This window comes from Geothrix sp. (genome assembly GCF_030219325.1).
Taxonomy (GTDB): domain Bacteria; phylum Acidobacteriota; class Holophagae; order Holophagales; family Holophagaceae; genus Geothrix.
Genome location: NZ_CP126625.1, coordinates 2638064 through 2662743 on the forward strand (window position 1 = coordinate 2638064; position 24680 = coordinate 2662743).

The 24680-nt window shown below is 69.0% G+C and carries 18 protein-coding genes; 10 read left to right on the forward strand and 8 right to left on the reverse strand.

Annotated features, from left to right (window positions below; translation table 11 throughout):
* The first annotated feature begins 26 nt into the window (after positions 1 to 26).
* Positions 27 to 827 (forward strand): hypothetical protein, encoded by an 801-nt coding sequence (locus tag QOZ81_RS11780; protein ID WP_291206315.1) that lies wholly within the window; start codon positions 27 to 29, stop codon positions 825 to 827.
* A gap of 53 nt (positions 828 to 880) precedes the next feature.
* Here QOZ81_RS11780 and QOZ81_RS11785 read toward each other — a convergent pair whose 3' ends face one another.
* Both QOZ81_RS11785 and QOZ81_RS11790 read right to left on the reverse strand, forming a co-directional pair.
* A complete protein-coding gene (locus tag QOZ81_RS11785) occupies positions 881 to 1051 on the reverse strand; it encodes a YHS domain-containing protein (RefSeq protein WP_291206312.1) in 171 nt (56 codons plus the stop codon).
* 203 nt (positions 1052 to 1254) lie between these two features.
* The gene (locus QOZ81_RS11790; protein ID WP_291206308.1) at positions 1255 to 3129 is read right to left on the reverse strand and encodes a hypothetical protein; all 1875 of its coding nucleotides are present in this window, start codon (positions 3127 to 3129) and stop codon (positions 1255 to 1257) included.
* Between the two features lie 210 nt (positions 3130 to 3339).
* Here QOZ81_RS11790 and QOZ81_RS11795 point away from each other — a divergent pair, with 210 nt between their 5' ends.
* Positions 3340 to 4230 (forward strand): LysR family transcriptional regulator, encoded by an 891-nt coding sequence (locus tag QOZ81_RS11795; protein WP_291206305.1) that lies wholly within the window; start codon positions 3340 to 3342, stop codon positions 4228 to 4230.
* Positions 4231 to 4237: 7 nt separating this feature from the next.
* Here QOZ81_RS11795 and QOZ81_RS11800 read toward each other — a convergent pair whose 3' ends face one another.
* From QOZ81_RS11800 to QOZ81_RS11810, 3 genes are all read right to left on the reverse strand, one after another.
* Positions 4238 to 5383: a glycerate kinase gene (locus tag QOZ81_RS11800; RefSeq protein ID WP_291206302.1), complete on the reverse strand. Its 1146-nt coding sequence runs from the start codon at positions 5381 to 5383 to the stop codon at positions 4238 to 4240.
* 87 nt (positions 5384 to 5470) lie between these two features.
* Positions 5471 to 7096, reverse strand: a complete 1626-nt coding sequence (locus QOZ81_RS11805) for an L-lactate permease (protein ID WP_291206299.1) — start codon at positions 7094 to 7096, stop codon at positions 5471 to 5473.
* A gap of 154 nt (positions 7097 to 7250) precedes the next feature.
* Positions 7251 to 10550, reverse strand: a complete 3300-nt coding sequence (locus tag QOZ81_RS11810; protein ID WP_291206296.1) for a S41 family peptidase — start codon at positions 10548 to 10550, stop codon at positions 7251 to 7253.
* Positions 10551 to 10671: 121 nt separating this feature from the next.
* Between QOZ81_RS11810 and QOZ81_RS11815 the strand changes: the two genes are divergently transcribed.
* The 3 genes from QOZ81_RS11815 (at position 10672) to QOZ81_RS11825 (ending at position 15602) form a co-directional block, all read left to right on the forward strand.
* Complete coding sequence (locus QOZ81_RS11815; protein WP_291206293.1) at positions 10672 to 11457, forward strand: transporter; 786 nt, start codon at positions 10672 to 10674, stop codon at positions 11455 to 11457.
* On the forward strand, positions 11454 to 12770 hold the full coding sequence (gene xseA / locus QOZ81_RS11820; protein WP_291206290.1) for an exodeoxyribonuclease VII large subunit: 1317 nt from the start codon (positions 11454 to 11456) through the stop codon (positions 12768 to 12770). The genes QOZ81_RS11815 and xseA overlap by 4 nt, the downstream gene beginning before the upstream one ends.
* Positions 12771 to 12884: 114 nt before the next feature.
* Entirely contained in the window at positions 12885 to 15602 is a 2718-nt protein-coding gene (locus QOZ81_RS11825) for a protein kinase domain-containing protein (RefSeq protein WP_291206287.1), read from the forward strand.
* A 12-nt stretch (positions 15603 to 15614) separates the two neighbouring features.
* On the opposite strand, the gene QOZ81_RS11830 is transcribed toward QOZ81_RS11825, so the two are convergent.
* Entirely contained in the window at positions 15615 to 17552 is a 1938-nt protein-coding gene (locus QOZ81_RS11830; protein ID WP_291206284.1) for a PP2C family protein-serine/threonine phosphatase, read from the reverse strand.
* A gap of 7 nt (positions 17553 to 17559) precedes the next feature.
* Positions 17560 to 18306 (reverse strand): 3-oxoacyl-[acyl-carrier-protein] reductase, encoded by a 747-nt coding sequence (fabG, locus tag QOZ81_RS11835; RefSeq protein ID WP_291206281.1) that lies wholly within the window; start codon positions 18304 to 18306, stop codon positions 17560 to 17562.
* 163 nt (positions 18307 to 18469) lie between these two features.
* On the opposite strand from fabG, the gene QOZ81_RS11840 reads away from it, so the two are divergent.
* Positions 18470 to 18898, forward strand: coding sequence for a hypothetical protein (locus QOZ81_RS11840; protein ID WP_291206278.1), 429 nt, complete (start codon positions 18470 to 18472; stop codon positions 18896 to 18898).
* On the opposite strand, the gene QOZ81_RS11845 is transcribed toward QOZ81_RS11840, so the two are convergent.
* The gene (locus QOZ81_RS11845; RefSeq protein WP_291206275.1) at positions 18899 to 19885 is read right to left on the reverse strand and encodes an alpha/beta fold hydrolase; all 987 of its coding nucleotides are present in this window, start codon (positions 19883 to 19885) and stop codon (positions 18899 to 18901) included.
* Between the two features lie 186 nt (positions 19886 to 20071).
* On the opposite strand from QOZ81_RS11845, the gene QOZ81_RS11850 reads away from it, so the two are divergent.
* Genes QOZ81_RS11850 through QOZ81_RS11865 form a run of 4 tightly spaced genes read left to right on the forward strand, consistent with a single transcriptional unit; the run spans position 20072 to position 24679 of the window.
* Positions 20072 to 20575, forward strand: a complete 504-nt coding sequence (locus tag QOZ81_RS11850) for a MarR family winged helix-turn-helix transcriptional regulator (protein WP_291206272.1) — start codon at positions 20072 to 20074, stop codon at positions 20573 to 20575.
* A 21-nt stretch (positions 20576 to 20596) separates the two neighbouring features.
* Positions 20597 to 21976 (forward strand): TolC family protein, encoded by a 1380-nt coding sequence (locus tag QOZ81_RS11855; RefSeq protein WP_291206269.1) that lies wholly within the window; start codon positions 20597 to 20599, stop codon positions 21974 to 21976.
* Between the two features lie 11 nt (positions 21977 to 21987).
* Entirely contained in the window at positions 21988 to 23097 is a 1110-nt protein-coding gene (locus QOZ81_RS11860) for an HlyD family secretion protein (protein WP_291206266.1), read from the forward strand.
* Positions 23098 to 23113: 16 nt separating this feature from the next.
* On the forward strand, positions 23114 to 24679 hold the full coding sequence (locus QOZ81_RS11865; protein ID WP_291206263.1) for a DHA2 family efflux MFS transporter permease subunit: 1566 nt from the start codon (positions 23114 to 23116) through the stop codon (positions 24677 to 24679).
* Position 24680: the final 1 nt, after the last annotated feature.

Genomic DNA, 24680 nt, shown 5'->3' on the forward strand with positions numbered 1-24680 from the left:
GCCCTTCCCCCCCTGGGGTACCGTCCTTGAAGTCCTTCCTCGCCTCGCTGAGATACGAGTTCTCGTCCGCCCGGGAACCGAACATGGAGCTCCGGCTCTTCCGCCTGCTCTGCCTGGCGGCGGCCTTCCTCTCCTTCGCCGTGGTCATCCCGGTGAACGCCATCCAGAACCTGCCCTGGATGCTCAATGCCACCATCGCGGTCTTCGGGCTGGCGGCCCTGGCCCTCTACTGGGCCTCGCTCCGCGGGTCCCACTACATGCGGACCTTCTTCGTGGTCGTGGCCCTGGTCCTCAACCTGTGCTGGTTCACGGATGCGGGTTCCCAGGGCAGCATCGCCATGTTCTTCTTCGCCGGCGTCATGATCAACGGCATCTTCTTCCGCGGGCGGGAGCGCTGGGTCTTCCTGCTCCTCTTCCTGGCGAACGTGCTGGGGCTCCTGGCCCTTGACCATGTCCGTCCCGGGTGGTCGATCCCCTTCCAGACGCCCTTCGACCGCTACCTCGACCTCACCACCGGCTTCCTGGTCAGCGTCGTGGCCTGCGTCCTGATGCTGTGGGTGGTGGTGGCCACCCACGATGAGGAGCGGAAGCACCTCCACGAGGCGAACCAGGCGCTCCAGCGGAGCCTCAACGAGATCCGAACGCTCCAGGGCATGCTCCCGATCTGCGGCTGGTGCAAGAAGATCCGGGATGACGAAGGGCTGTGGACCCAGGTGGAACACTACCTCGCCGAGCACACCGAGGCCTCCTTCACTCACGGCATGTGCCCGGAATGCGCGAAGGAGCACTTCCCCAAGGCCGAGGCTCAGGCACCTTCAGAATCCTGAGCCTTCCTGCGACCCGGGCGGCCTCGGACAGGATCAGCGGCAATCCCCTTTGTTCAGCTGCCGCAAGTCACGGCCTCCCCGGCGGAGACCGCCTGGAACCTGGCCCTGCACTGATCACTGCAGAAGGAGTAGGTCCTGCCATCCCGCACGGCGTGGAGGGCGGTGGCCACTTCCACATTCATGCCGCATGTTGGGTCTTTGGTGAAGGTCTTCGACTCGCTCATGGTCCTGTCCTTTTCCGGAGGCTTCGATGGGCCCCCTTGAAGGCAAGGGTCATCGCCTCTGCCGGCTGACTGAGCATTTCCCGAGCCACCTGTCATTTTGTCTGTTTGCATCGGTTTATGCGCACAGCCATGCCCAAGCCAACGGTGTCCCCCATCAGAATGAGGAGGAGGGGCAGCCATTTCGATGGTGGTGGCGGAGGTGATCAGAAATCCAGGTTCTCCGTCAGCCGCGTTCCATCCTTCTCGAAGGCCTCCAGGAACTGCGCGATGCGGCGCTCCGCCACGGACAGCTGGTCCACGCCCAGGTTGAGGTTGAGCAGATCCACGTACCAGGGCGCCTTGATGTCGCTTCCCACGTAGGTCTGGACGATGGCCCGGGCGATGGGCAGGGTCGTGTCCTTGGAGTCGTCGTGGACGTCGCGGTTGCCGGCCTGGCGGAGCTTGGCGTATTCCTCCTCCAGCAGGCGGGCGAAGAGGGCGGGCGTGAAGGGAGCCCCGGCGGCGCAGCCGGTCCCGGCATCGGCCTCGGTGAGCACCGCACCCTTGTGGATCCACTCCCACAGGATGGAGAGCCGGATCTCGCCCGTGGCCATGTCCTCCATGAGGTAGAGCACGTCGTCGTTGCCGAAGAAGTCCGCGGGCTTCAGGGCGGCGGCCTGGAAGCCGCGCAGGAAGGCGTTGCCATACTGCAGGGCCACGGAGAGCAGGTCGCGGGCGCCGGCGATGGTGCGCGGCGCTGGCTCCAGCTGCATGAGGCCCGCGGCGTCTTCCGGCGTGTAGGTCAGCGCCGGAAAGGCACGGCCCGCCTGGTTGGCCTGCCCCGCCTTCTCCCAGACGGGGCGGACGATGTGGACCATCTTCCAGTGGGCCACCCACTTGCCCGAGGCACCTTCGCGCTGCTCGCGCTCGGCACCGGCCACGGCCTTCTTCATGCTTGCGGAGACGCCGGCCTCGGAGCCCACGGGGATGTTGGGCTCCATGCCGCCCTGCCAGAGGGCGTAGCGGCCGTTCCGGTCCGGGGTGTTCATGGCGCGGCGCACGCGGTCCTCGTAGGTCCGCATGTAGCCGTAGGTCATGGTGATGGCCTGGATGTTGGGGTTCACGAAGTCCCGGTCCCAGGCCAGCGCGTCGGAGACGCTGTTGATGTAGTCCCAGCGGCCGGTGTTGAAACCCACGAAGTGGGGCGACAGGGCGGCGCGGATCTCCATGAGCTGGAAGCACTGCTCGATCTGCTCCACCAGCACGTAGCACTTGATGGTGCCCACAGGCAGGCCCAGGTGCGCCTCCAGGGCGAGGATCATGCTGTTGAAGAGGGCGGCGTCCTCGGCGGTCTGGGTCTTCGGAAGGTAGAGAACGAGGCTGCGGCCGGCGGCCCGCAGGCGCTCCTGGTTGTTCACCACGAACATCACCATGTCCGCGATGGAAGCGGAGAAGCCGTGGCCGTCCCGGCGGATGTGCCGGTCGTCCAGGTGGAGGCCCCGCACCCGGTAGATCACCGTGGTGAAGTCCAGTTGCTGGCGCCAGTCGGCGATGATGGGACGCCCGAAGAAACCCTGGGCCCACTGGTTCATCTCATGGGCGACCTCCTCGGCCACCTCGAGGAAGAGCGGGTCGCGGGCGAGGGCGAGCTTGAGGTTGCGGTGGTTGTCCAGGGACATGGTGTCCACCTGGCCCAGGGCGTCCTCGCCGTCGAACATCCAGCCGTCGGCGCCAGAGAGCAGGGCGTAGGCCACGTTGCGGATGCCCGAGCGCACGTCGGCGCGGGGCTTGGTGGCAGGACCTGTCCCCTGGATCCACTGGCGCTGGAGGTCGGGCGGGATCACGGCGCCATCGAAGTTGCCGGCGCGGGCGTCGGCCACCTTGATCTGGGTGCCAGGGATGAGGGACCCGAGATCAAGGAAGGCGATGCGCTCGCCCTTCGCATGGCGACGCTTCCGCAGGGCGGTGCGGGCGGCCATGCGCTCGCGGCGGCGCTCGTTGAGGGGCGCCAGCACGTCCAGGGCGCGGAGCACCTCCGGCGTGTACACATCCGGATACTGGGCCAGGATCCCCGCGCGGAATTCGAGAGAGGTGGTCATCGTAGCCTCCGACGGGGCCGGGAAGATCCGCGGCCCTGGTTCACAGGTGTGTCATTTGCTGCCCTGACATCCAATTTCCCTTCTCTGCGCCCGGGAAACCAGCGAATCTTTTCGATCCCTGGAATCGGATTCACTGATCGAACGGTCCGCTATGCCTGCGCCTCCAGGGCTTTCCGGAGCGCCCTGGAAGGCCCCGGTACAATGGCTGCCATGGATGTCCGGACCCTATCGACCTTCGCCGCCGCCGCCCGCACCCTCAATTTCACGAACGCCGCACGCTCCCTGGGCTACGCGCAGTCGAGCGTGACGGCCCAGATCAAGAGCCTGGAAGAGGATCTCGGCTCGTCGCTCTTCAACCGCGTCGGCAACCGGCTGGAGCTCACGGAGCCCGGCGAGCGGTTCCTCGTCTATGCCGAGCGGATCCTCGCCCTGACCCACGAGGCCAAGGCCTCGCTGCAGGATGAGGCCGGGGTGGGCACCCTCCGGTTCACGGCGCCCGAATCCGTCTGCACCTACCTGCTGCCGCCGGTCCTGAAGGCCTTCAAGGACAGATTCCCCCGGGTCCACCTGCAGTTCCTCCCGGGCTTCGTGCGCGATTTCAAGCGCCAGGTGCTGGACGGCACGGCCGATTTCGCCTTCATCCTGGAGGAGCCCTTCCCCTCCAAGACGCTGGCGGTGGAGCGGCTCCGGGACGAGGAGATCCTCATCGTGGCGGCGCCTTCGCACCGCTTCGCCACCGCAAGCCGGGTCTCCGCCCAGGACCTCATCGGGGAGGATGTCCTGCTGAAGGCCCTCGGCTGCAGCTACCGCAACCAGTTCGAGCGGCAGCTGATCACCGCCGGCGCGCACCCGGGCCGCTTCCTCGAATTCCAGGGCGTCGAGACGATCAAGCGCTGCGTGGAAGTGGGCCTGGGCATCGCGCCCCTGCCCCGGATGGCCGTCGAGGCCGAACTGCAGTCCGGGAAGCTGGTGGCCCTCCACTGGGAAGGGCCGGAGATCAGGATCTCCACGCACCTGGTGTGGAATCCGGATCGGCACATGGGTGCCGCCGAAAAGGCCTTCCTGGAGCATGTCCGCGCTGCGTTTCCGGCCAGCCGGTAGGGCCGACCTATCGGCGCAGCGCCATCCCCACCCTCAGCATCCGGCAGACCCGGCGGGCTGCGGCCTCCACCAGGGCGGCCCCCTGGTCCATGCAGGCCTCCAGCGCCATGGGCTGGGGCACGGTGCTGGCCAGGGCATCGATGCCGTGGGCCAGCACGTCCTCCGCGCCGTCGCCCAGCCCGCCCGAGAGGCAGATCACGGGCACGCCGTGGCGCCTGGCCACCGCCGCGACGCCCACGGGGGCCTTCCCCATGGCCGTCTGGAAGTCCGTCCGGCCCTCCCCGGTGATGACCAGGTCCGCGCCCTGGACCAGGGCCTCGAAGCCCGTGGTCTCTAGCACGATGGACACGCCGGGCCGCAGGCTGGCCGGGGTGAAGAAGAGCAGGCCGGCCCCCAGCCCGCCCGCCGCGCCAGCGCCCGGCAACAGGGCCACCTCCCGGCCCGTGGCCTGGGCCGCGATCTTCGCGAACACGCCCAGGGCCGCATCGAGTTCGGCCACCATGTCCGGCGTGGCGCCCTTCTGGGGGCCGTAGACGGCGGAGGCCCCGCGGGGGCCGCAGAGGGGGTTGTCCACATCGCAGGCCACGAGGAGGGCGCTCTCCGCCAGTCGCGGATCCAGGCCTGACAGGTCCACGCGGGCGAGCCGCGCCAGGGCGGCGCCGCCTTCCGGCAGGTCGCGGCCCTCGGCATCGAGGAAGCGCACGCCCAGGGCCCGGGCCATGCCCGTGCCGCCATCGTTGGTGGCGCTGCCGCCGATGCCGATGACCAGCCTCCGGAGCCCGGCGTCCAATGCCGCCTTCATCAGCTCGCCGGTGCCGGAGGTGCTGGTGACGCGGGGATCGCGGCGCTCCTTGGGAATCAGCGGCAGGCCCGAGGCCGAGGCCATCTCGAGGAAGGCCGTGGCGCCATCGCCGGAGATGCCCCAGTGGGCGCGCACGGGGTCGCCCAGAGGGCCGCGCACCTCCGTGTGCATGAGGCGGCCACCAGTGGCCGCCACCAGCGCCTCGACAGTGCCCTCGCCGCCATCCGCGATGGGCACCTTGAGCACTTCCGCGTCGGGGAATACGGCTTGGATGCCGCGCTCCATGGCCTCGGCCACGCCGAGGGCCGACACGCTGCCCTTGAAAGAATCCGGAGCCACGATGATGCGCATGGGCCCACCTCACACACAGATGTTGCACTCAAAGATAAAAATAACCGCCAAGACGCGGGGGCGTCTTGGCGGCGGTCGCTCGTCTCGTCAGGGAACGAGTCCCGGGAACAGGAATGCGAAGCCCCAGGTCATGAGGGCCAGCAGGATCACGTAGGGGATCGTGTACTTGATCGTCTGCCGCATGATGAGGCCTTCCTTGCCCGCCAGGCCCACGGCGGTGGCGGCGATGACGATGCTCTGGGGCGAGATCATCTTGCCCGCGGAGGCGCCCGCGCTGCCGGCCGAGGCCATGAGGATGTCCGACAGGCCCATGCCCTGGGCGGTGAGCTTCTGCAGGTTGCCGAAGAGGGCGTTGGCCGAGGTGTTGCTGCCCGTGAGGAAGACGCCGATGGTGCCGAAGAGCGGGCTCAGCAGCGGGTAGACGTGCTGGCTCACCAGAGCCACGATGCCGTTGGCCAGGGTGGCCACCATGGAGATCTGCTTGGTGGCCAGATCGCCCACGAAGGCCAGCTTGGTCTTGGGATCGATGATGGGCAGGGCCAGGTTCATCACCTCGGCGATGGAGAGGATGCAGGCCACGGCGATGAAGGAGGGGATCATCTGCTTGAAGGTCTTGCCGAACTGCTCGCCCATCACGGAGTACTTGATGCCCATGAAGGGGAAGGCGATGGCGCCGGCGATGAGCATGATGGTGCCGGGGGTCTGCAGCCAAGTGAAGGCGTAGAGCTTGCCGGGGTTGTAGATCTGGGTCTTGAGGACCAGCCAGTTCCAGCCGGGGGCCGCACCCGCGAACAGGGGCTTGGTCTTGGGCAGGTTCACGGCGATGACCAGCACGGCCAGCAGCAGGTAGGGCAGCCAGGAGAGGAACAGCTCCTTGAAGTGGAATTCCTTGGGGGCGTTGTCGGCGGGGGCGTCGCCCTCGAAGAGCCAGGGCTGGGCGTGCTTCTGCGTCTTCAGGTAGATGGCCGTGGCCACGAGGCAGGCGAGGCCGGCCAGCACGGAGGTGAGGTCCGCGCCGATGAAGTTCGACACCAGGAACTCGGTGATGGAGAAGCTGAGGCCCGCCACCAGGATGGTGCCGATGGCGCCCTTCAGGCCCTTGGACTTGGACATGGCGTAGACCGTGGCGAAGGCCATGATCATGGCCAGGGGCGCCATGAAGCGGCCGGTCATCTGGGAGAGCTTCATCACGTCCAGGCCCGTGGTCTTGGCCAGGGTCACGGTGGGGATGGCCAGCGAGCCGAAGGGCACGGGGCCCGTGTTGGCCACGAGGCACACGAGCGCCGCCATCATGGGGTTGTAGCCCAGGCCGATGAGGATGCTGGCGGGAATGGCCACGGGGGCGCCGAAGCCGCAGATGCCTTCGAGGAAGGCGCCGAAGCCGAAGGCGATGAGCAGGGCCTGGGCCCGGCGGTCGATGGTCAGGCTGGCCATGGCCCCCTGCATCTTGTCCATCCAGCCCGTGGTCTTCAGCACGTTGTAGACCACCAGCGCGCCGAAGGGGATGTACATGATCGGGAAGAGGCCCGTGAGGCCGCCCTGCAGGGCCGCCAGCAGGGTGACCTTCGCCGGGAAGTGGAAGACGAAGATGGCCGTGAGCACGGTCACCAGCCACGCGACGGGGGCGACCTTCGCCGCGGGTTTCATCATCAGCGGGATGCCGATGAGCAGGACGATGAGCGGCAGCGTGGCCGCAAGGGCACCCAACAACATTGTCTACCTCCGGATCAACTGCCAATGACACTACCCTCTGATGGTCAGACCACCAAGCCCAAAAAGCATCACAACGCGAGGGCCAGGTCCCGTGGGACCCGGCCCTCGTCCGTTCACGATGCCGCCGGGATAATTCCGGCGTTCAGGGGAGGCCCTACTTGGTCTTGATGGGGTCGGCCGGACGCTTCGGCAAGGCCATGGGTTTCTCGGCCATGCGCTTGAGGACTTCCTGCACGCCCCGCTCCAGCTGGAGATCATGGCCCGCCAGCATGGACGCGGGGTCGTTCTCCACCTCGATGTCGGGGGTCACGCCTTCGCCTTCGATGATCCACTCGCCCGTGGGGGCGTTGGTGCCGGAGCGGGGCACGAAGACGCTGCCGCCGTCGATGAGGGGCAGGTTGCCCCCGCCCACGACGCCGCCCCAGGTGCGCTTGCCGATGAGGGGGCCGAGGCCCGCGAACCGGAAGTGGTAGGGGAAGATGTCGCCATCGCTGGCGCTGGTCTCGCTGGTGAGCGCCACCATGGGTCCGTGGAAGACGGTGCTGGGGTAGGTCGAGGGATGGTCGCCGTCATTGCCGAAGCGGGTGCCCAGCAGCTTCCTGCCCAGGCGCTCGAGGATCATCTGGCTGATGTTGCCGCCCCCGTTGGCGCGGACGTCCACCACCAGACCCTGCTTGCGGATCTGGGGGTAGTACCACTTGATGAACTCATAGAGCCCGGGGGCGCCCATGTCGGGGATGTGGAGGTAGCCCACCTTGCCGCCGCTGAGCTTGTCCACGGTCTCCTTCGAGCGCAGCACGAAATCGAGGTAGCGCAGGCTGGCGTCGCTCTCGATGGGACGGTAGGTCACCTGCCGGGCACCCTCCAGCGTGGGCTTGGTGTTGAGCGTCAGCGTCACGGTGAAGGTCTTGTTCCGCAGCAGGCGGTAGGGATTCTCGTCCGCCTTCAGGTCCACGCCATCGATGGCCAGGATGTAGTCGCCCTCGCGCGCATCCACGCCGGGCTCCGTCAGCGGGCTGCGGTACTTGGGCTCCTCGTTGTGGCCCCGGTAAATGTGGGTGAGCCGGTAGCGGCCCGTGGCGGCGTCCAGCTCGATGCGGGCGCCGGGCAGACCCACCTTGGCGCGCTCGGGCAGGAACTGGTCACCGCCCTCGGTGTAGGTGTGGCCGATGTTCAGCTCGGAGATGAGCTCGGTCAGCACGTAGGTCAGGTCCGAGCGGTGCGTCACGTGCTGCAGCCAGGGGCGGTACTGCTCGCGCAGGGCCTTCCAGTCGTAGCCGTGCATGTTCTTCACGTAGAAGAAGTCGCGAAAGCGCCGCCAGGTCTCGTCGTAGATCTCGCGCCACTCTTCGGCGGGGATGCGATCCACGAAGAGGTCCTTGGTGGAGACGGTCTTCTTGTCGGCACCCTTGGGCTTGGCTTCGATGAGCTGGTACGAGGCCGCCGGGCCCTGACCGGTCCGCGCCAGGATCTTGGTGCCGTCCTGGCTGAGGGTCCAGCCCTGGACCTCCGGCAGCAGCTCGCTCTCCTGGCGCTTCTTCAGGTCGAAGATCCAGAGGCTGCTGCCAGCGTTCCGGCGCCCATTGGCTTCGCCGTACACGAAGGGCGAGGCCTTGGTGTAGAGAAGGAAGCCGCGGATCGCCTCCAGGCCGCCCAGGTTGTCAGCAGGCAGGGGCACCCGCACGCCCCGCTGTTCGAAGCCGTCCCAGTCGATGCGCACGGCCACGGGGCCCTTGGGCGCGTCGGCCGACTTGTCGGCCTTCTTGTCGCCGTCCTCCTTCTTCTCGGGCGCAACACCCACCTCGTCGCTCTCGGGCGGGAAGGGATGGGCCACGTCCTTGCGCAGGGTGTAGGCGATGACGTCCACATTGCGGTTGCCCGCGTAGTCGAACTCCAGGTTGCTGATCTGCGGCGCGAAATCCCGGCGGCTGAGGGCGTAGAGGTGCTTGCCCTCCGGATCCCAGGCGGGATCGGTCACGGGGAACAGGTCACCCGTGAGCCGGCGCAGCTGCTGGTCCGCCAGGCCCCAGGCGTGCAGGCTGCGGGTGCCGTTCAGGTTGCCCAGGGAGAAGGCCAGGATCTGGCCGTCCGGGGACCAGGCCAGGTCGCCCGCCCGCCCGAACTCGTCCTTGGCCGCCTTCACCAGCTTGCGATCGGCCAGGCCGATGACATAGACGATGCCGTCCTTGTCCGTGAAGGCGAGGTGCTTGCCATCGGGGGACCAATTGGGCGCGTTCAGCTGGGTCACCAGGCCCGTGGTCAGGGCCTCGGGCTTGCTTTTGCCGTCCTGGTCCACCAGGTAGAGCTGGTCCTCGCCGCTGAGATCCGAGATGAAGGCGATCTTCTTGCCGTCCGGCGACCAGCGGGCATTCCGGTCGTGGGCGCCGGAGCTGTTGGTGAGGTTGCGTGTCGGCCCCTTCTCGATGGGCACGGTGAAGACGTCGCCCCGCGCCACGAAGAGGGCCCGCTCGCCTTTGGGCGACAGGGCGAAGCCCTCGATGTTCCGCTCGACGCTGATGCGCGCGGGCCGCGAGGCGCCGCCATCCGTGGGCACGTGGATGGCGATGCCCTTGTCGCTGCCGTCCTGCACGTTGAACACGCGCAGCTCGCCGTTCAGCTCGTAGACGATGCGCGACTGGTGATCGCTGGAGGGCCAGCGCACGTCCCAGGTCTTCTGGAAGGTGAGCTGCTTCACGGTGTCGGAGCTGGGCTCCACCGAGTAGAGGTTCAGCGTGCCGTCCCGGTCCGAGGCGAAGTAGACCTTGTCGCCGATCCACATGGGATCCCGCTCGGTGCGCTTGCTGGAGGCGATCTTCTTCTGCTGCCTGGTGGCGAGGTCGAAGACGTAGAGCTCCTGCGCCCAGCCGCCCTCGTAGCGCTTCCAGTGGCGGAAGTCGCGGAACATGGGCGCGTAGGCGATGCGCTTGCCGTCGGGCGAGAAGGAGCCGGGGCCCGCCGTGGGCATGGGCAGCTTCATCGGCAGACCACCCGCGAGGGCCACGGTGTAGAGCGCCGTGCGGCTCAGCACGCCATCCGCGTCGCTCGCGGCCCGGAACACCACGCTGCCGCCGTCCGGCGTCCAGCCCACCACCTGGTGGTCGTAGCCGCCCCGCGGCGGCAGCGGGCCCGTAGCGGGATCGAAGGTGAGCTGGCGGGGCACGCCGCCCCCGCTGGGCATCACGTAGACCTGCTCGTCCCCGTCGTACTGGCCGGTGAAGGCGATCCACTTGCCATCGGGGCTGAACTTCGCGAAGAGCTCCAGGCCCGGGTGGGCCGTCAGGCGCGTGGCGGCGCCGCCGGTGGCGGAAGCGGTCCAGATGTCCCCGCCGTAGGTGAAGGCCACCTTGTCCCCGTGGATGTCCGGGAAGCGGAGCAGCTTCGTCTGGGCCTGCGCGGCGCCGGCAAGGGCGAGCGCGAGGGCCAGGCTGCGAAGGAGAAGGGAGCGTCCGGGCATGGGAACACCTCGAGGGGGAGTGGGGAAACGGTGACCATTGTATGACGAGGTAGAGCGACCCGCGCCATCAAACCTCCGCATCTTGGCCCGCCCCGACCCAGATCCGCTAGCCTGGATGGCGATGCGCACCCCACTGGCCCTCAGCCTCCTGCTCTCCGTTCCATTGTGGGCTGAGGAACCGTCCATTGAGGTGAATCCCAACCGGCCCACCTTCGCCACACCCGCCGCAACAACCCAATCCGGCGTGGCAGAGCTGGAATGGGGCCTCCAGCGGAGCACGCTCCGCGACGATGGCACCACCTTCGGAACCCCCACGCTTCTGAAATTCGGTTTGATCAAGGATCTGGAACTGCGCCTGTCCACTCCCGGCTTCCTGCGCCTGGCGCCCGTGGGCGACCCGACCGCCTCTGGCCTGGGAGACCTGAGCCTGGGCGCGCAGTGGTGCTACCTCCACGATGGACTGTTCGGCATGGATCAGGCCGTCCAGCTGGCCCACACCTTTCCCACGGCACCATCGTCCCAGGGCCTGGGCAACGGCGCGCCCATCGACACCCTCACCCTGATCTTCAGCCGGGATGCGGGCCCCTACCACGTCGACGTGAACTTGCTGGAATCCTGGATCGGGCTCGCGCCCGATGCGGGTGGAGGCCGCGCCACCCAGACCGCAGGCACGGTTTCCATCACCCGGAACCTCAACGACCAGTGGTCCATCACCGGCGAACTGTACGCCCTTCAGGCCACGCCGCTGAATGCGCAGATCACCTCGAATCTCTGGGCCGTGGCCTACAAGGCGTCCAAACGGTTGGTGCTGGACGCGGGCGTGGATGTGGGACTCAGCCATGGGGCGCCCCGGTACACGGTGTTCACGGGATTGACGGTGGGGCTGGGGCGCTTCCGCAAGCCATGAGCGAACCTGCCCCCCTTTCCGTCAAGCGCCTGCTGGAGCAGGTCAAGGCCCGCCTGGAGCCGGCCTTCGCGAGCGTCTGCGTGGTGGGCGAGGTGTCGAATTTCCGCGGCTCGGGGAAGCACTGGTACTTCACGCTGAAGGAGGAGGGTGCGGCCCTCTCCTGCGCCGTGTGGGCCAGCCAGCAGCGCTTCCTCCAGCACAAACCCGTCGACGGCCAGCGGGTGGTGCTGAAGGGCAGCCTGAACCTCTACGTGGCGGGGGGCACCATCACCCTGGCCGTCACGCACTGCGAGCCCGCCGGCGTGGGCGACCTGCAGGCGCGGCTGCGGCAGCTGGAGGCAGAGCTGCGCGTCCAGGGCTGGTTCGACCGCCCCAGGCGCCCCCTGCCCCGCTTCCCGAAGAAACTGGGCGTGGTGGCGGCCCTGGGGGGCGCGGCGCTGCGTGACGTGCTGGAGGTGATGGCCCGGCGCGCGCCGGGCATCGACGTGCTCATCGCCCCCGCCGCCGCCCAGGGTGACCGCTGCGTACCCGAGACCCTGCTGGCCATCCAGGAGCTGCAGGATCCCCACTGGGGCTGCGAGGCCCTGCTGCTGGTGCGGGGGGGCGGCAGCCTCGAGGATCTCTGGGCCTTCAACGACCCGGAACTCGTGCGGGCGGTGGCGGAGTGCCGCATCCCGGTCATCACGGGCGTGGGCCACGAGATCGACACGACGCTGGTGGACCTCGCGGCGGACCGCCGTGCGGCCACGCCCAGCCAGGCCGCGGAGCTGGCCACGCCGGACCGGTCGGCCCTGGGTGCCGAGCTGCGGCGGCGCGTGGATGCCCTGTGCGCCAAGGTCCTGTGGCGGCTGCAGGGGCAGGAGACCAGCCTCAACCTGCTGACCGACCATGGGCTGCAGCGGGCGGAGCCCTTGGCCCCGGTCCTGGCCCGCTTCGGGACCCTGGCCCAGCGCCTGGCCCTGGCCCACCCCAACCGGGGCCTGGATGGCGCCGCCGCGAGGCTGGCCCTGCTGCGGCAGAGGCTGGGCCACCTGGGGGCCCAGGTGGCGGGCGAAGTGGACCTCCCCCGGGTGCGAGACGCCCAGCGCCGCCTGGAGCCAGCGGTCACCCGCGCCCTTCAGCGGCGCGACCAGCGGCTGGCTGTGATGGCTGAGCGTCTGCAGGGGCTGGATCCCACCGGCCCGCTGGAGCGGGGCTTCGTGCTGGCCCTGGGGCCCGACGGCCGGCCGGTGACCCGCGCCTCGGCCCTGCCCGCCGGCGCGGGCCTCCGCCTGCGCTGGAAGGATGGGGAACGCGTCGCGACACTCGACTAAAGGACGGGTTGGCTGTGCTAAGGTAAAAAAAATATCTGGTGCGAAATGTCCAATGAACCCCAGCCTGCGTCCGCGCTTCCTCCGGGGAGACGGCTCCTGGAGCCGGGGGATCAGGTGGGTCGCTTCCGCGTCGAGTCGCTGCTGGGCAGCGGCGGCATGGGCGAGGTGTACCTGGCCTGGGATCCCACCCTGGAGCGCAACGTGGCCCTCAAGGCGCTGCGGGTGGGTGGCGAGCGCGAGGCCGGCGCGCCGGAGCGGTTCCGCCGCGAGGCCCTCGCCCTGGCCCAGCTCAACCACCCGAACGTCTGCCAGATCCACGACTGGGTGGATGAGCCCAGCGGCACCTTCATCGCCATGGAGCTGGTGGCGGGCCAGACGCTCGATCAGGCCGCCCCCGGCCTCAAGATCCGGGACAAGCTCCTAGTGATCCGTGGCGTCTCCCTCGCACTGGAGGCAGCCCACGCGAAGGGCCTGGTCCACCGCGACCTCAAGCCCGGCAACATCATGGTCGCGCCGGGGAAGGGTGACCAGGGCCCCAGCGTGAAGGTCCTCGACTTCGGGCTGGCCAGGCTGGCGGGGACTCACGGCACGGGGGAATTCCAGATCACGCCTCCGCCCGTCCCCAACCTGGCCCTGCTCCAGGCCCTCGAGGAGGCCGAGAAGAAGAAGAACGCGGATGGACGCGAGACCGCCATGACCCGCACCGAGGGTGAGCGGCGGGATGCCTCGGGTTCCCACAGCTGGGAGCAGCTGACCCAGGCCGGTACCTTCATGGGCAGCCCCAGCTACGCCTCCCCGGAGCAGATCCAGGGGCAGGCGGCGGGGCCCTCCAGCGACGTGTTCTCCCTGGGCATCGTGGCCTGGGAGCTCCTCGTGGGGGAGCACCCCTTCCCCGGCGAGGGGCGGGCCCGCATGCGGGCCATCGTGGAGGGCTCCCGGCGCGAGCTGAAGGTGCGGGGCCTCCCTTCCGGAACGTCGGACCTGCTGCGGGCCATGCTGGAGGCCCACCCCTTCAAGCGCCCCACCGCCGCCCGCGTATCCGCCACGCTCGGCCACCTCCTGCGCCCGCAGAGCCTGCTGCGCTGGACGGCGGTCTCCGTGGCGGGGGCCCTGCTCCTGGCCGGGGCCGTGAACCTGTTCCTGAGCCGGGGCATCATCGCCGATCTCGTGAAGCAGCACCCCGCCCGGCTGGTCGTGCTGCCCTTCGCGAACCAGACCGGCGACCCGGGCATGGATGCCGTGGCGCGCCTCGTCCTCCCGGAAATGCTGGAGGCCTCGCTCCGGGAACACCCGAAGCTGGCGCCTCTGGATCTGGAGAGCGTGGCGAAGGCGCGCAGCACCCTGCGCCTGCCCCTCCAGGGCGCCCTCAGCGCCGAGGACCAGACGCGCCTGGTGTCGGCGCTCGGCACCCAGCTCCTGCTCCGCGGGACGCTGACGAAGGGCGTGGGCGGGGCCGTCATGGTGGCCTACGAGCTCATCGATGCCAGTGGGAAAGTCAGGCAGGCCGGAGAGGCCCGGGAAACCGGCGACCTCGCCACGGTCACCCTGCCGCTGGCCCGTAGAGTCTCCGGGGATCTCATCAAGGCCGTGGATCCCTTCGCCTCCCGCTCCCGCGGTGCCCTGCCCGACGTGCCTCCCGAGGCGCTCGAGGCCTATGCCCGCGGAACCCAGCTCGTGGATCAAGGCGAATTCAAAGAGGCGGCACCAGCCTTCCAACGGGCCGCCCAGCTGGCCCCAGACTTCGCACCGGCGGTGCTGGGCTACGCTCGGTGCCTCAGCCGCCTGGCGGACATTCCGCCCGAGCCCGTCTTCCAGTGGGCGCGCTGGGCCGCGCGGTCCCAGGGCAACCGGGTGGACGAGATGAAGGCCCTGCACTACCTGGCCGTTCGCCAGGGGGATCGGGGGCAGTGGGAAGCCTCCGACAAGACCTGCCGCGAAGCCCTGGCACTGGCAAAGACTCTGGGTGATGCTGCATTTGAAGCTGGCGTCCACGCCACCCTTGGGGTGAATTTCCAGCGTCAGCACAAACTTGCAGAAGCCGAAGTTGAGTACCAGCAGGCCCTGACCTTGAACGAGTCCGTGGACAACAAGATCAATGCCACCAGGGCCCTGAACAACCTGGCGGTGCTGGAGAAAGAGCGCGGCAATCTCAAGGGCGCCGAGACCCGCTACCTGGGTGCGCTCCAGACCGTGCAGGGCTATGGCGACAAGTGGGTGGAAGCCATCATCACCAGCAATCTCGGCGACCTGGCGCTGGCGCAGGAGGGCGGGCTGGATCGCGCCGAGTCCTTCTTCCGCAAGGCCCAGGCGCTGCGCGAATCCAACGGCGACCAGAACGGCCTCATCTACACGCTGATGGGCCTGGCCAGCGTCGCCCAGGCCCGGGGCGACCTTGATCGCGCCGAAGGCCTGGTGCGGCAGTACCTGGACTTGGCCCGCCGGACCAGCCTGCGGCCCATGGAGGCCCTGGCCCTCTACAACCTGGGCGAGCTGAACCGCACGGCGGTGCGCTTCGAGTCCGCCCGCGGGTTCTACCGCCAGTCCCTGGCCCTCCACCAGGAGCTCAAGGATGCGGTCATGGAGGCCCACTGCCTGGCGGGCGAAGCCGAGTGCCTGGCCCGGGACGGCCGCCGCGGCATGGCCCGCAGCCTGTTGGAGCGCAGTCGCACCCTCTCCACCGACGAGACGCCCTACATCCTCCGGGCCCAGGCCTGGCTGGCCCGCGGGGAGGGCCGCGGCGACGCCGCCAAGACCCTGTTCGCCAAGGCCCTCCAGGCGGCCCGCATCCAGGCTCCGGAAATCGTCCGGGAGTTGAAGGACGCGGCCCGCTGAGCCGCAACCGAATCAGCGGCTGAGGATGAGCAGGGTGAGGTCGTCGGCGAGGGGCCTGCCTTCGCCGAAGGCCACCACGTCCGCCAGAATGGCGGCCTGCAGATCCTCCGCCGGAAGGGTGAGCAGTGTCTCCAGCCGGTCCTCACCGTAGAAAGTGTCATCGGGAGCCTGCGCCTCGGTGAGCCCGTCCGTGTAGAAGATCAGGCTGTCACCGGGCTCCAGGGTGCCCTCGCAGAGTTCCAGGGCCTCCCGGAAGCGGCTGCCGCTGAGGCCCACGCCGAGCCCCCGGGGGTGCAGCCGGGTGACCTGCCCGTCCTGGCGCCGCAGGAACGCGGAGGGATGCCCCGCCCGCACGAACTGGAAGCGGCCCGTGCGGGGGTGGAAGGTGCCGTAGGCCAGGGTGAGGAAGAGGCGCCGGTCATGGCCCTGGCACCAGATGGCGTTGAGGCGGTCGGCCACGTCCACGGGCCCCAGGGCCTGCTTGTCCAGGGCCGAGAGCACGCCCTTGGTCTCCGCGGCGTAGAAGGCCGCGCTGGTGCCCTTGCCGCTGACGTCGAGGATCAGGAAGGCCAGGCTGCCATCGGCCAGGGGGAACAGGTCGTAGTAGTCCCCGGCCACCTCGCGGGCCGGCAGGATGGTGGCCCGCACCGAGGGCATGCGCAGCGCCTCCAGGTCGGGCAGCAGGCGCATCTGCACCTCGCGCGCCACCCGGAGTTCCTGTTCCATGCGCAGGCGCTCCTCCCGCTCGGAGGCGGCGGTCTGCAGCCGCGCCGCCATGTCGTTGAAGGCGGCGGAGAGCTGGGCCACCTGGTCCCTGCCCCGGGGATGGATGCGCGCGGAGAAATCCCCCAGGCTGAGCTGGTTCACGCCCCGGTGGAGATCGTTCACGGCCCGCCCGAGCGACCAGGCCAGGACCAGTCCGAGGATCGCCGCAAAGGCCTGGGCCAGGGCCAGGGCCACCAGCACCAGCGACACGACGATGATGGCCTTCACGGTGCCCAGGGACATGCCCTGCCGCCCGCTGGCGCCAAAGCCCGCGAACAGGGCGTAGAGGTTCGTCTCGGGCGTCGCCGTGAGCACCAGCGACTGCCCCGTGGACCAGTCCGTGATGGTGAAGGCCAGGGGCGGCAGGTCGAAGGGCGCGAACAGGCCCGAGCCCTGGAGGGGCTGTCCCTTGGTCCAGGTGGCCACGGCCTGGCCCTGTCCCGCCAGGATCGCTGCCTCCTTGCCCACGCGCCCCCCGCCGGCGGTGATCTTGAAGGACTCCTTCCCCCTCTTGTTCTTGCTCTCCCGCTGCGGGGCCAGCTGGAACAGCACCTGGCCGCCCGCCAGAGCCTGGGCGCGGTCGCCCAGGACGCCGAGGTTGAGCGAGAGGATGCGGAAGCCGCCGGATTCCTTGCGCACGGCCCGCAGGTAGGTGTCCTTGCGGGGTTCCTTCAGGTTGGTGTCGTGGCTGTCGGCCCAGACCATGCCGATGAAGGTCTCCGGCACGCCGTCCGGCAGCTGCCGCGCATGCTCCACCCAGGCCCCGCCGTAGGTCCGCAGGGCCTGCAGGGCGGCCGCATCCGTGGATTCCTGGTTGGCGGTCTTCAGGGCGTCTTCCCAGGCCGCCAGGGTCTGCTGCGTGGAGCGGCTCACCTGCGCCCCCAGCCCGAGCCAGCTCAGGGCCATGAGCATCAGGGCCAGGGCCACCACGGGCAGCACCGACATGAGCGCGAGGATCACCCACAGCCGCCGCGAGACGCGGAACAGGAGCCTGTTCCAGATCCAGCGCAGGCCGCGGAAGAGGAGCCACAGTCCGCCGGCCCAGGCCAGGGCCCCGGCGCAGCCGGATCCCACCGGCGGCAGGGCCAGGGCCAACCCAACGGCGAGGAAGGCCCAGGGCCAGTCACGCCGGAAGCGGAAGGCGGCCCAGCCGCGGCGGAGCAGGTCCTGAAGCGAGCGGAGCATGCCCGGCTCAGGCCATCAGCATTCCGCCATTCACGCTGAGGACCTGCCCGGTGATGTAGCTGGCCTCGTCGCTGGCGAGGAACGCGACGGCGGCGGCGATGTCGGCGGGTGTCCCCATGCGGCCCAGGGGGATCTGCTTGGTGAACTCGGCCTTCACGTCCTCAGGCAGACCCGCCGTCATGGCGGTCTCGATGTAGCCCGGCGTCACCGCGTTGGCCGTGACGTTGCGGCTGGCGAGCTCCCGGGCCACGGACTTGGTGAGGCCGATGAGGCCGGCCTTGGCCGCCACGTAGTTCGCCTGGCCCGGGTTGCCCATCTGGCCCACCACGGAGGCGATGTTGATGATGCGGCCCCAGCGCTGCTTCATCATGGGCTTGGTGGCCGCCTGAATGGCCGTCCACGCGCCCTTGAGGTTGGTGTCGATCACCGCGTCCCAGTCCTCCTCCTTCATCTGGATGAGGAGCTTGTCGCGGGTGATGCCTGCGTTGTTCACCAGGATGTGGATGGCGCCATGGCGTTCCACGGTGGTGGCCACGGCGGCCTTCACGGAGGCCGTGTCCGACAGGTCGGCGGCGATGACGTCCGCCTTGCCCCCGGCCGCGGTGATGGCATCCGCCACGTCCTGCAGCTTGTTCAGCGTGCGGGCCGCGCAGACCACCGTGGCCCCCTGGGCGGCGAGCTGCTTCGCGATGGCTTCGCCGATGCCCTGGCTGGCGCCGGTGACGAGGGCGACCTTGCCGTCGAGGCTGAACATGGGACCTCCAAAACGAGTGAAGGGACAGCATACCAAGGTGGGCCGGGGCCATCTGGCCCCAGATCTCGCGCAACGCATGCGATGTGCGCAGGGAAGAACGGTTCCGGGGGCTTGCCCAAGGCCTGGATGGGACTACCATGGGGCCCTTCCCCCGGGAGGGACCATGCTCGTCTTCGCCTGTCTCCTGCTACTCCAGACACCCGGGGCCCAGGCCCCGGCCTGGTCCGCCACCACCCTGGAGGCGGCCGCCACCGAGGCCAACAAGAAGGTGCTCGCCGAAGCCAAACCCATCACGGTCACGGGCGAAATCGTGGACGTGTCCTGCTACACCCAGTTGGGCAAGCGGGGCGAGGGCCACAAGGCCTGCGGCACCCTGTGCGTGGCCTCCGGATCGCCCGCGGGCATCCTCACCTCCGACGGTACGCTCTACATCCTCATGGCCGAGCCCCATCACCCGAGGCGGGATGGCAAGGCGAGCCTGGCCAAATACCTCAGCGAGCGCATGGCCCAGACCCTCACCCTGTCGGGCATGGCCTCCAGCCATGGCGGCATCCACACGCTGTTCATCCCCGTGCCCGCCGAGGGGAAGTAGTCACTTCAGCGTCTTCAGCCACGCCGCCACGGGCGTGAGATCGGCCAGCGGCGTGCCATCGCCGTAGGTGGTCGAGGCGTTGGCGCCGGACAGCTCCGACTTCGCGCGGCTCTCCCGCTTGAGGAGGTGGTTGGCCTCGGCGAGTTCGATGACGGCACCCTTGAACTCCGCGGGGACCACCTCGGGCTTCCAGGTCTGGACATCGCGATCGCCCCAGGCCACCGCGGTGGGGATGGGCAGGCGCTGCGCTGCGCCCCAGGGATCGAGGTCCAGCAGGTCGCGGACGAAGCCGCGGGTCTCAGGCCGGGCCAGGCTGCGGGCCAGGGCCGTCAGGCCCGGTGCCACGGAGGGCCCGGCTTCAGGCAGGTCGAGGTCCTTCCGGATGGCGGCCAGCACCGCCTCCAGGTAGGCCAGGTTCGTGGCGGAGACCTCTGCCGGCGCGCCGGCCGCCTCCAGCTGGCCCTTGACCTGGGCGGAGATGAGCCTGCCCATGCTGAGGCCCGGCATGGCCAGCAGCAGCGCCGCATCGGCGCCCCCGGCCGCCAGCAGCGACAGCAGCGCGCCCTCGCCGTGGCCCACCAGGAGCAGCTTCTTCCCTTTCGCCTCGGGTAGGGCCCGAGCTGCGCGCAGGGCCGCCTTGATGTCGCCCAGCTGGGCATCCAGCGAGACGTCGAGCTTGGGGTCCTTGGCCCCGATGAACCGCTTGTCGAAGCGCAGCGAGCCGATGCCCTGCCCTTGCAGCCAGGCCGCGACCTCCCGCCCCGCATGGCTCGGCACGGGAATGAGCGGATTGGACCAGTCCCGGTCCGTGGGGCCAGAACCCGCCACCATCACGGCGAAGTAGGGATGGCCGCCGCCGGCCTTCACGCTGCCCTTCAAGGGGAAGGCGTTGAAACCCGGGAAGCTGACGGAGCGGTCCGGAGAAGCCGGTACCTGGGCGAGGACAGGGGTGATCGCGAGGAGGATCGTCAGCGCGGCGCGTGGCATCGGGGCTCCGGGAAGGGTGGTGCGGGCAGGTTCTGGCAGCGGCAGTCCCTGAAGAACAATGACGGAAAGGGACGGTAGGTTCGCAGGGACCTGGGCGCCGACCCGGCCCGGTTGACAGCCGCAAGGATATCCCATACATTACTGCCTTGACAGTGATTGCTTAGGCATCAACCTCGGACCCTTCCCATGACCACCCGCCCAGACCGCCACGCCCCCCTGTACACCCCGGAGAACTACTTGCCGGAGGAGAGCGTCGGACGCCTTATCGCCGATGTCTCCGGGCGCCTCCTGGCCGCCTTCGACGAGGAGATGACCGGCATGGGCATCACTGGGGCGCAGTGGGTGATCCTGATGCGCATCGCCGGCGGGTGCGGTTCCACGGCTGCCGAGCTCTGCCGCTTCAGCCGCTATGACACGGGGTCCATGACCCGCATGCTCGATCGCCTGGAGGAGAAGGGCCTGATTCGCCGCATCCGCAGCAGCCAGGACCGCCGGGTCGCCCACCTGGAACTCACGCAGGAAGGGCGGGAACTCTACCCCCTCCTGCCCCCGGTGGCCATCAAGGTGCTGAATGCCCACCTCAAGGGCTTCACCGGCGAGGAGCTGGAACTCTTCAAGGGCTTCCTGAAACGGATGCGGGCCAACAGCGAAGAGATCGCCCGAGCCTCCGCCACCCCCGGTCTTCCCTGAGGAGCCCCCATGGAGGCATGCATGCTCCGTCCGACCCGCCACCCCCTCCGGATCGTTCTCCCGGGCCGGATGCTCCTGGCCCTGGTGGCCCTGTCCGGTTGGAGCTCCGCCCGGGCCCAGGCGCCCGTTCCGGTCGCAACCGGGGCGCCGGCCCGCACGGTGCAGCTGACCCTGGCCCAGGCCATCCGCACGGCGCTGGACCAGAACCCGCGCGTGCAGCAGTCGCTCCTGGCCATCGCGGAAAGCGGCGATGACCGCCGCTCCGCCGCCGCGGCGCTCATGCCCTCGGTGGCAGCCCAGGCCATCGGCGTGCGCAACAAGTACAACCTCAATGCCCAGATGGGCATGACCGTACCCGGATTCCCACCGGTGGTGGGTCCCTACAACTGGCATCAGGCGGGGCTCGAAGCCCAGGTGTCGCTCTTCGACCTCAGCCTCTGGAAGAAGTGGCGGGCCTCGCAGCACGCTGAAACCTCCACGCGCGCCCAGGGCCGCGCCGTGCGCGAGGAGATCGCCGCCATCGTGGTGGGCCAGTACCTTCGCGCGCTGCGCGCCGCCGCCTCCGTGCAGGCCGGCGAGTCCCGCGTGGAACTGGCCGAGGCCCTGGCGAAGTTGGCGGAGAACCAGCAGAAGCAGGGCGTGGGCACCAAGCTCGACACCCTGCGGTCCCAGGTGCAGCTGCAGACGGAGCGCCAGCGCCTCATCCAGGCCCAGACCCAGCGCAGCACCGCCCTCGCGGGCCTCGGCCGCGCCCTGGACCTGGAACCGGGCACCCGCATCGAGCTGACGGATTCGCTGGTCGCCCCCGCCCTGCCGGGGACGGGCTTCCAGGAGACCTTCCAGGCGGGTCTGGCGCAGCGGCCCGAGCTGGCGGCGCTGGATGCCCGGGAGCAGGCTGCCGTGAGCATGCGCGAGGCCGCCCAGGGCCTGCGCCTGCCCACCCTCGTGGCCACGGGCTTCCTCGGCTCCACGGCCCTCCAGTCCCTCCCCTCGACCACCACGTACCAGGTCTCCCTGGGCCTGCGGGTGCCGCTCTTCACTGGTGGCCTCGTGTCCGCCCAGGTATCGCGCGCCCAGTCCGAGCAGAGCCGCGTGCAGGAGGCCCGGCGCGAGGTCCGCGCCCAGGTGGGCTACGAGATCCAGGTGGCGCGTGCCGAACTGGAAGCCGCTGCGCATGAAGTGGAAGTGGCGAACCTTGCCGTCTCCCTCTCCACGGAGGCCCTCAGCCAGGCCAGGCACCGCTTCGAAGCCGGCGTGAGCAACAACATCGAAGTAATCAACGCCCAGGATGAGCTGGCCAAGGCCAACGACAACCAGATCAGCGCCCTCTACCGCCTGAACCAGTCCCGAGCGGACCTGGCCCGGGCCACGGGGCAGCTGGAATCCTTCTTCGCACGCTGATGGAGCCACCCATGAACCAAGATGTGACTGAACAGACCGGCTCGACTTCCGGGGCCCCGGAGTCCAGCAACAAGGCTCTGCTCGCCCTCAAGATCGGCACGCCCATCCTGCTGCTGTTCGCAGCGGGCATGTGGTTCTATTCCCGCAACCGGGTGAGCACCGACGACGCCCAGGTGGACGGCCACCTGGTGCCCGTCTCCTGCCGCGTCTATGGCACCGTCGAGAAGGTGCTCGTGGAGGACAACCAGGAGGTGAAGGCCGGCGATCCGCTCGTGGCCATCGATCCCCGCGACATCCAGGCGAGGCTGGATCAGACCAGGGGATCCCTGGCCCAGGCCCGCGCCCAGCTCGAAGGAGCCCGGGCGGACCTGGAGCGCTCACGGGTGGCCTACCAGCAGGCCAACAGCTCCGACCTGGAAACGGCCAAGGCCAACATCGATTCGAAGAAGGCCAGCCTCGACAAGGCGAAGACCGATCTGCAGCGCATGAAGCCCCTGGCGGAGCGGGAGGAGATCTCGGCCCTGCAGTTCGATGGCTTCCGCACCCAGGCCGAGGTCGCCGACAGCGAGTGGCGCGCCGCCCAGCAGAAGCTGGGATCGCTGCAGCGCGAGGCGGACATCCGCCGCGTCGCCGTGGGGGCGGCGGAGGCCCGCCTGGCCTCGGCCCAGGCGCAGGTGGATCAGGCCCGGGCCAGCCAGGAGGGCCTGGACCTCCAGCTGGGTTACACGAAGATCCTGGCGCCGGTGGACGGGGTGGTCACCCGCAAGTTCGTGGAGGCGGGCCAGACCATCCAGCCCGGCCAGGGCCTGCTCACGCTGATCCCCCTGCATCGCACCTGGGTCACCGCCAACTTCAAGGAGACCCAGCTGGCGCGGATGAAGCCCGGCCAGGAGGCCGAGGTGAAGGTGGACATGAACGGCGTGGTGCTCAAGGGCCGCGTCGATTCCATCGCCGGCTCCACGGGTTCGCGCATGAGCCTGATGCCGCCTGAGAATGCCGTGGGCAACTTCGTGAAGGTGGTCCAGCGCATCCCCGTGAAGATCCGCATCGACGAAGAGGAAGCCAAGAAGGTCGTCCTGCGCCCCGGCATGAACGTCGAGGCCACGGTCATCCTGAACTGATTCCGGCGGCCTCCCCGTGACCTCTTCCCACCGCCACATCAACCCCTGGGTCATCGCGCTCACCGTGATGATCGCGACCTTCATGGAGGTCCTGGACACCAGCGTGGCCAACGTGGCGCTGCCCCACATCGCGGGGAACCTCTCCGCGACGGTGGAGGAGACCACCTGGGTGCTCACCTCGTACCTGGTGGCCAATGCGGTGGTGCTGCCCCTGGGTGGATACTTCTCCAGCCTCATCGGCCGCAAGCGGTTCTACCTCACCTGCGTGACCATCTTCACCGTGGCGTCCTTCCTCTGCGGCATCGCGCCCTCGTTGGGCTGGCTGATCTTCTTCCGCGTCCTCCAGGGTCTCGGCGGCGGCGGCCTCCAGCCCATCTCCCAGGCCATTCTCGTGGAGACGTTCCCCGCCGAGAAGCGCGGCGCGGCCATGGCGGTCTACGGCATGGGCGTGGTGCTGGCGCCCATCATCGGGCCCGTGCTGGGCGGCTGGATCACGGACAACTTCAGCTGGCACTGGATCTTCCTCATCAACATCCCCGTGGGCTTCCTGTCCTTCTTCCTCACCAGCGCCCTGGTGCAGGATCCCCCGACCTTCCACCGCATCTCGCTGAAGGAGGGCGCCCGCTTCGACTACCTGGGCATCGGCGTCATCACCCTGGGCCTGGCCTCGCTGGAGATCGTCCTGGACGAGGGCCAGCGCAAGGACTGGTTCAGCTCGAACCTCATCGTCTTCTTCGCCATCACGGCGGTGGTGGCCCTGCTCTACGCCGTCTATCACGAGCTGAAGAAGGAGCGCCCCATCGTGGACCTGAGGCTGCTGAAGGACCGCACCTTCGCCGTCTCCATCCTCATGCTCTTCGTGCTGGGCTTCGTCCTGTACGGCAGCCTGGCGCTGCTGCCCATCTTCCTGCAGACCATGCTGGGCTACACGGCCCTGCTCAGTGGCTGGGTGCTGAGCCCCGGCGGCCTGGCCGTGATGCTGATGATGCCGGTGGTGGCCATGCTGCTGAAGAAGACGGACACCCGCTGGCTCATCGGCGTGGGTTTCTTCTTCTGCGGGCTGGGCCTCATCCAGATGGCCGGCTTCAACCTGCAAGTGGACTTCCCTACGGCCATGTGGTCCCGGGTGGTGCAGAGCCTGGGCTTCGCCTTCCTCTTCATCCCCATCAACGTCTCGGCCTTCCAGCACATCCCCCACGAGAAGACGGCCTACGCCGCCGGCCTCATGAACCTCGTGCGCAACATCGGCGGCAGCACGGGCATCGCCATCGCCACCACCCTGCTGGCCCGCCGGTCGCAGTTCCACCAGTCCAACCTCGTCGGGCACCTGACCCCGGGTGATCCGGCCTACCAGGGCTTCCTGGACCGGGCCACGCAGCTGGGCGTGCTGCGGGGCGGTCTGTCACCGGTGGACGCGGGCCACCTGGCCCAGGGCGCGGCCTACGGCACCGTGGTGAAGCAGTCCAGCATGATGGCCTTCGCCGATACGTTCTGGTTCATGGGCATGCTCTGCTTCGCCCTCTTCCCGCTCATCTTCCTCATGAGGCGCAGCCGGTCCACCGGGCCTGTCGTGGTGGACTGAG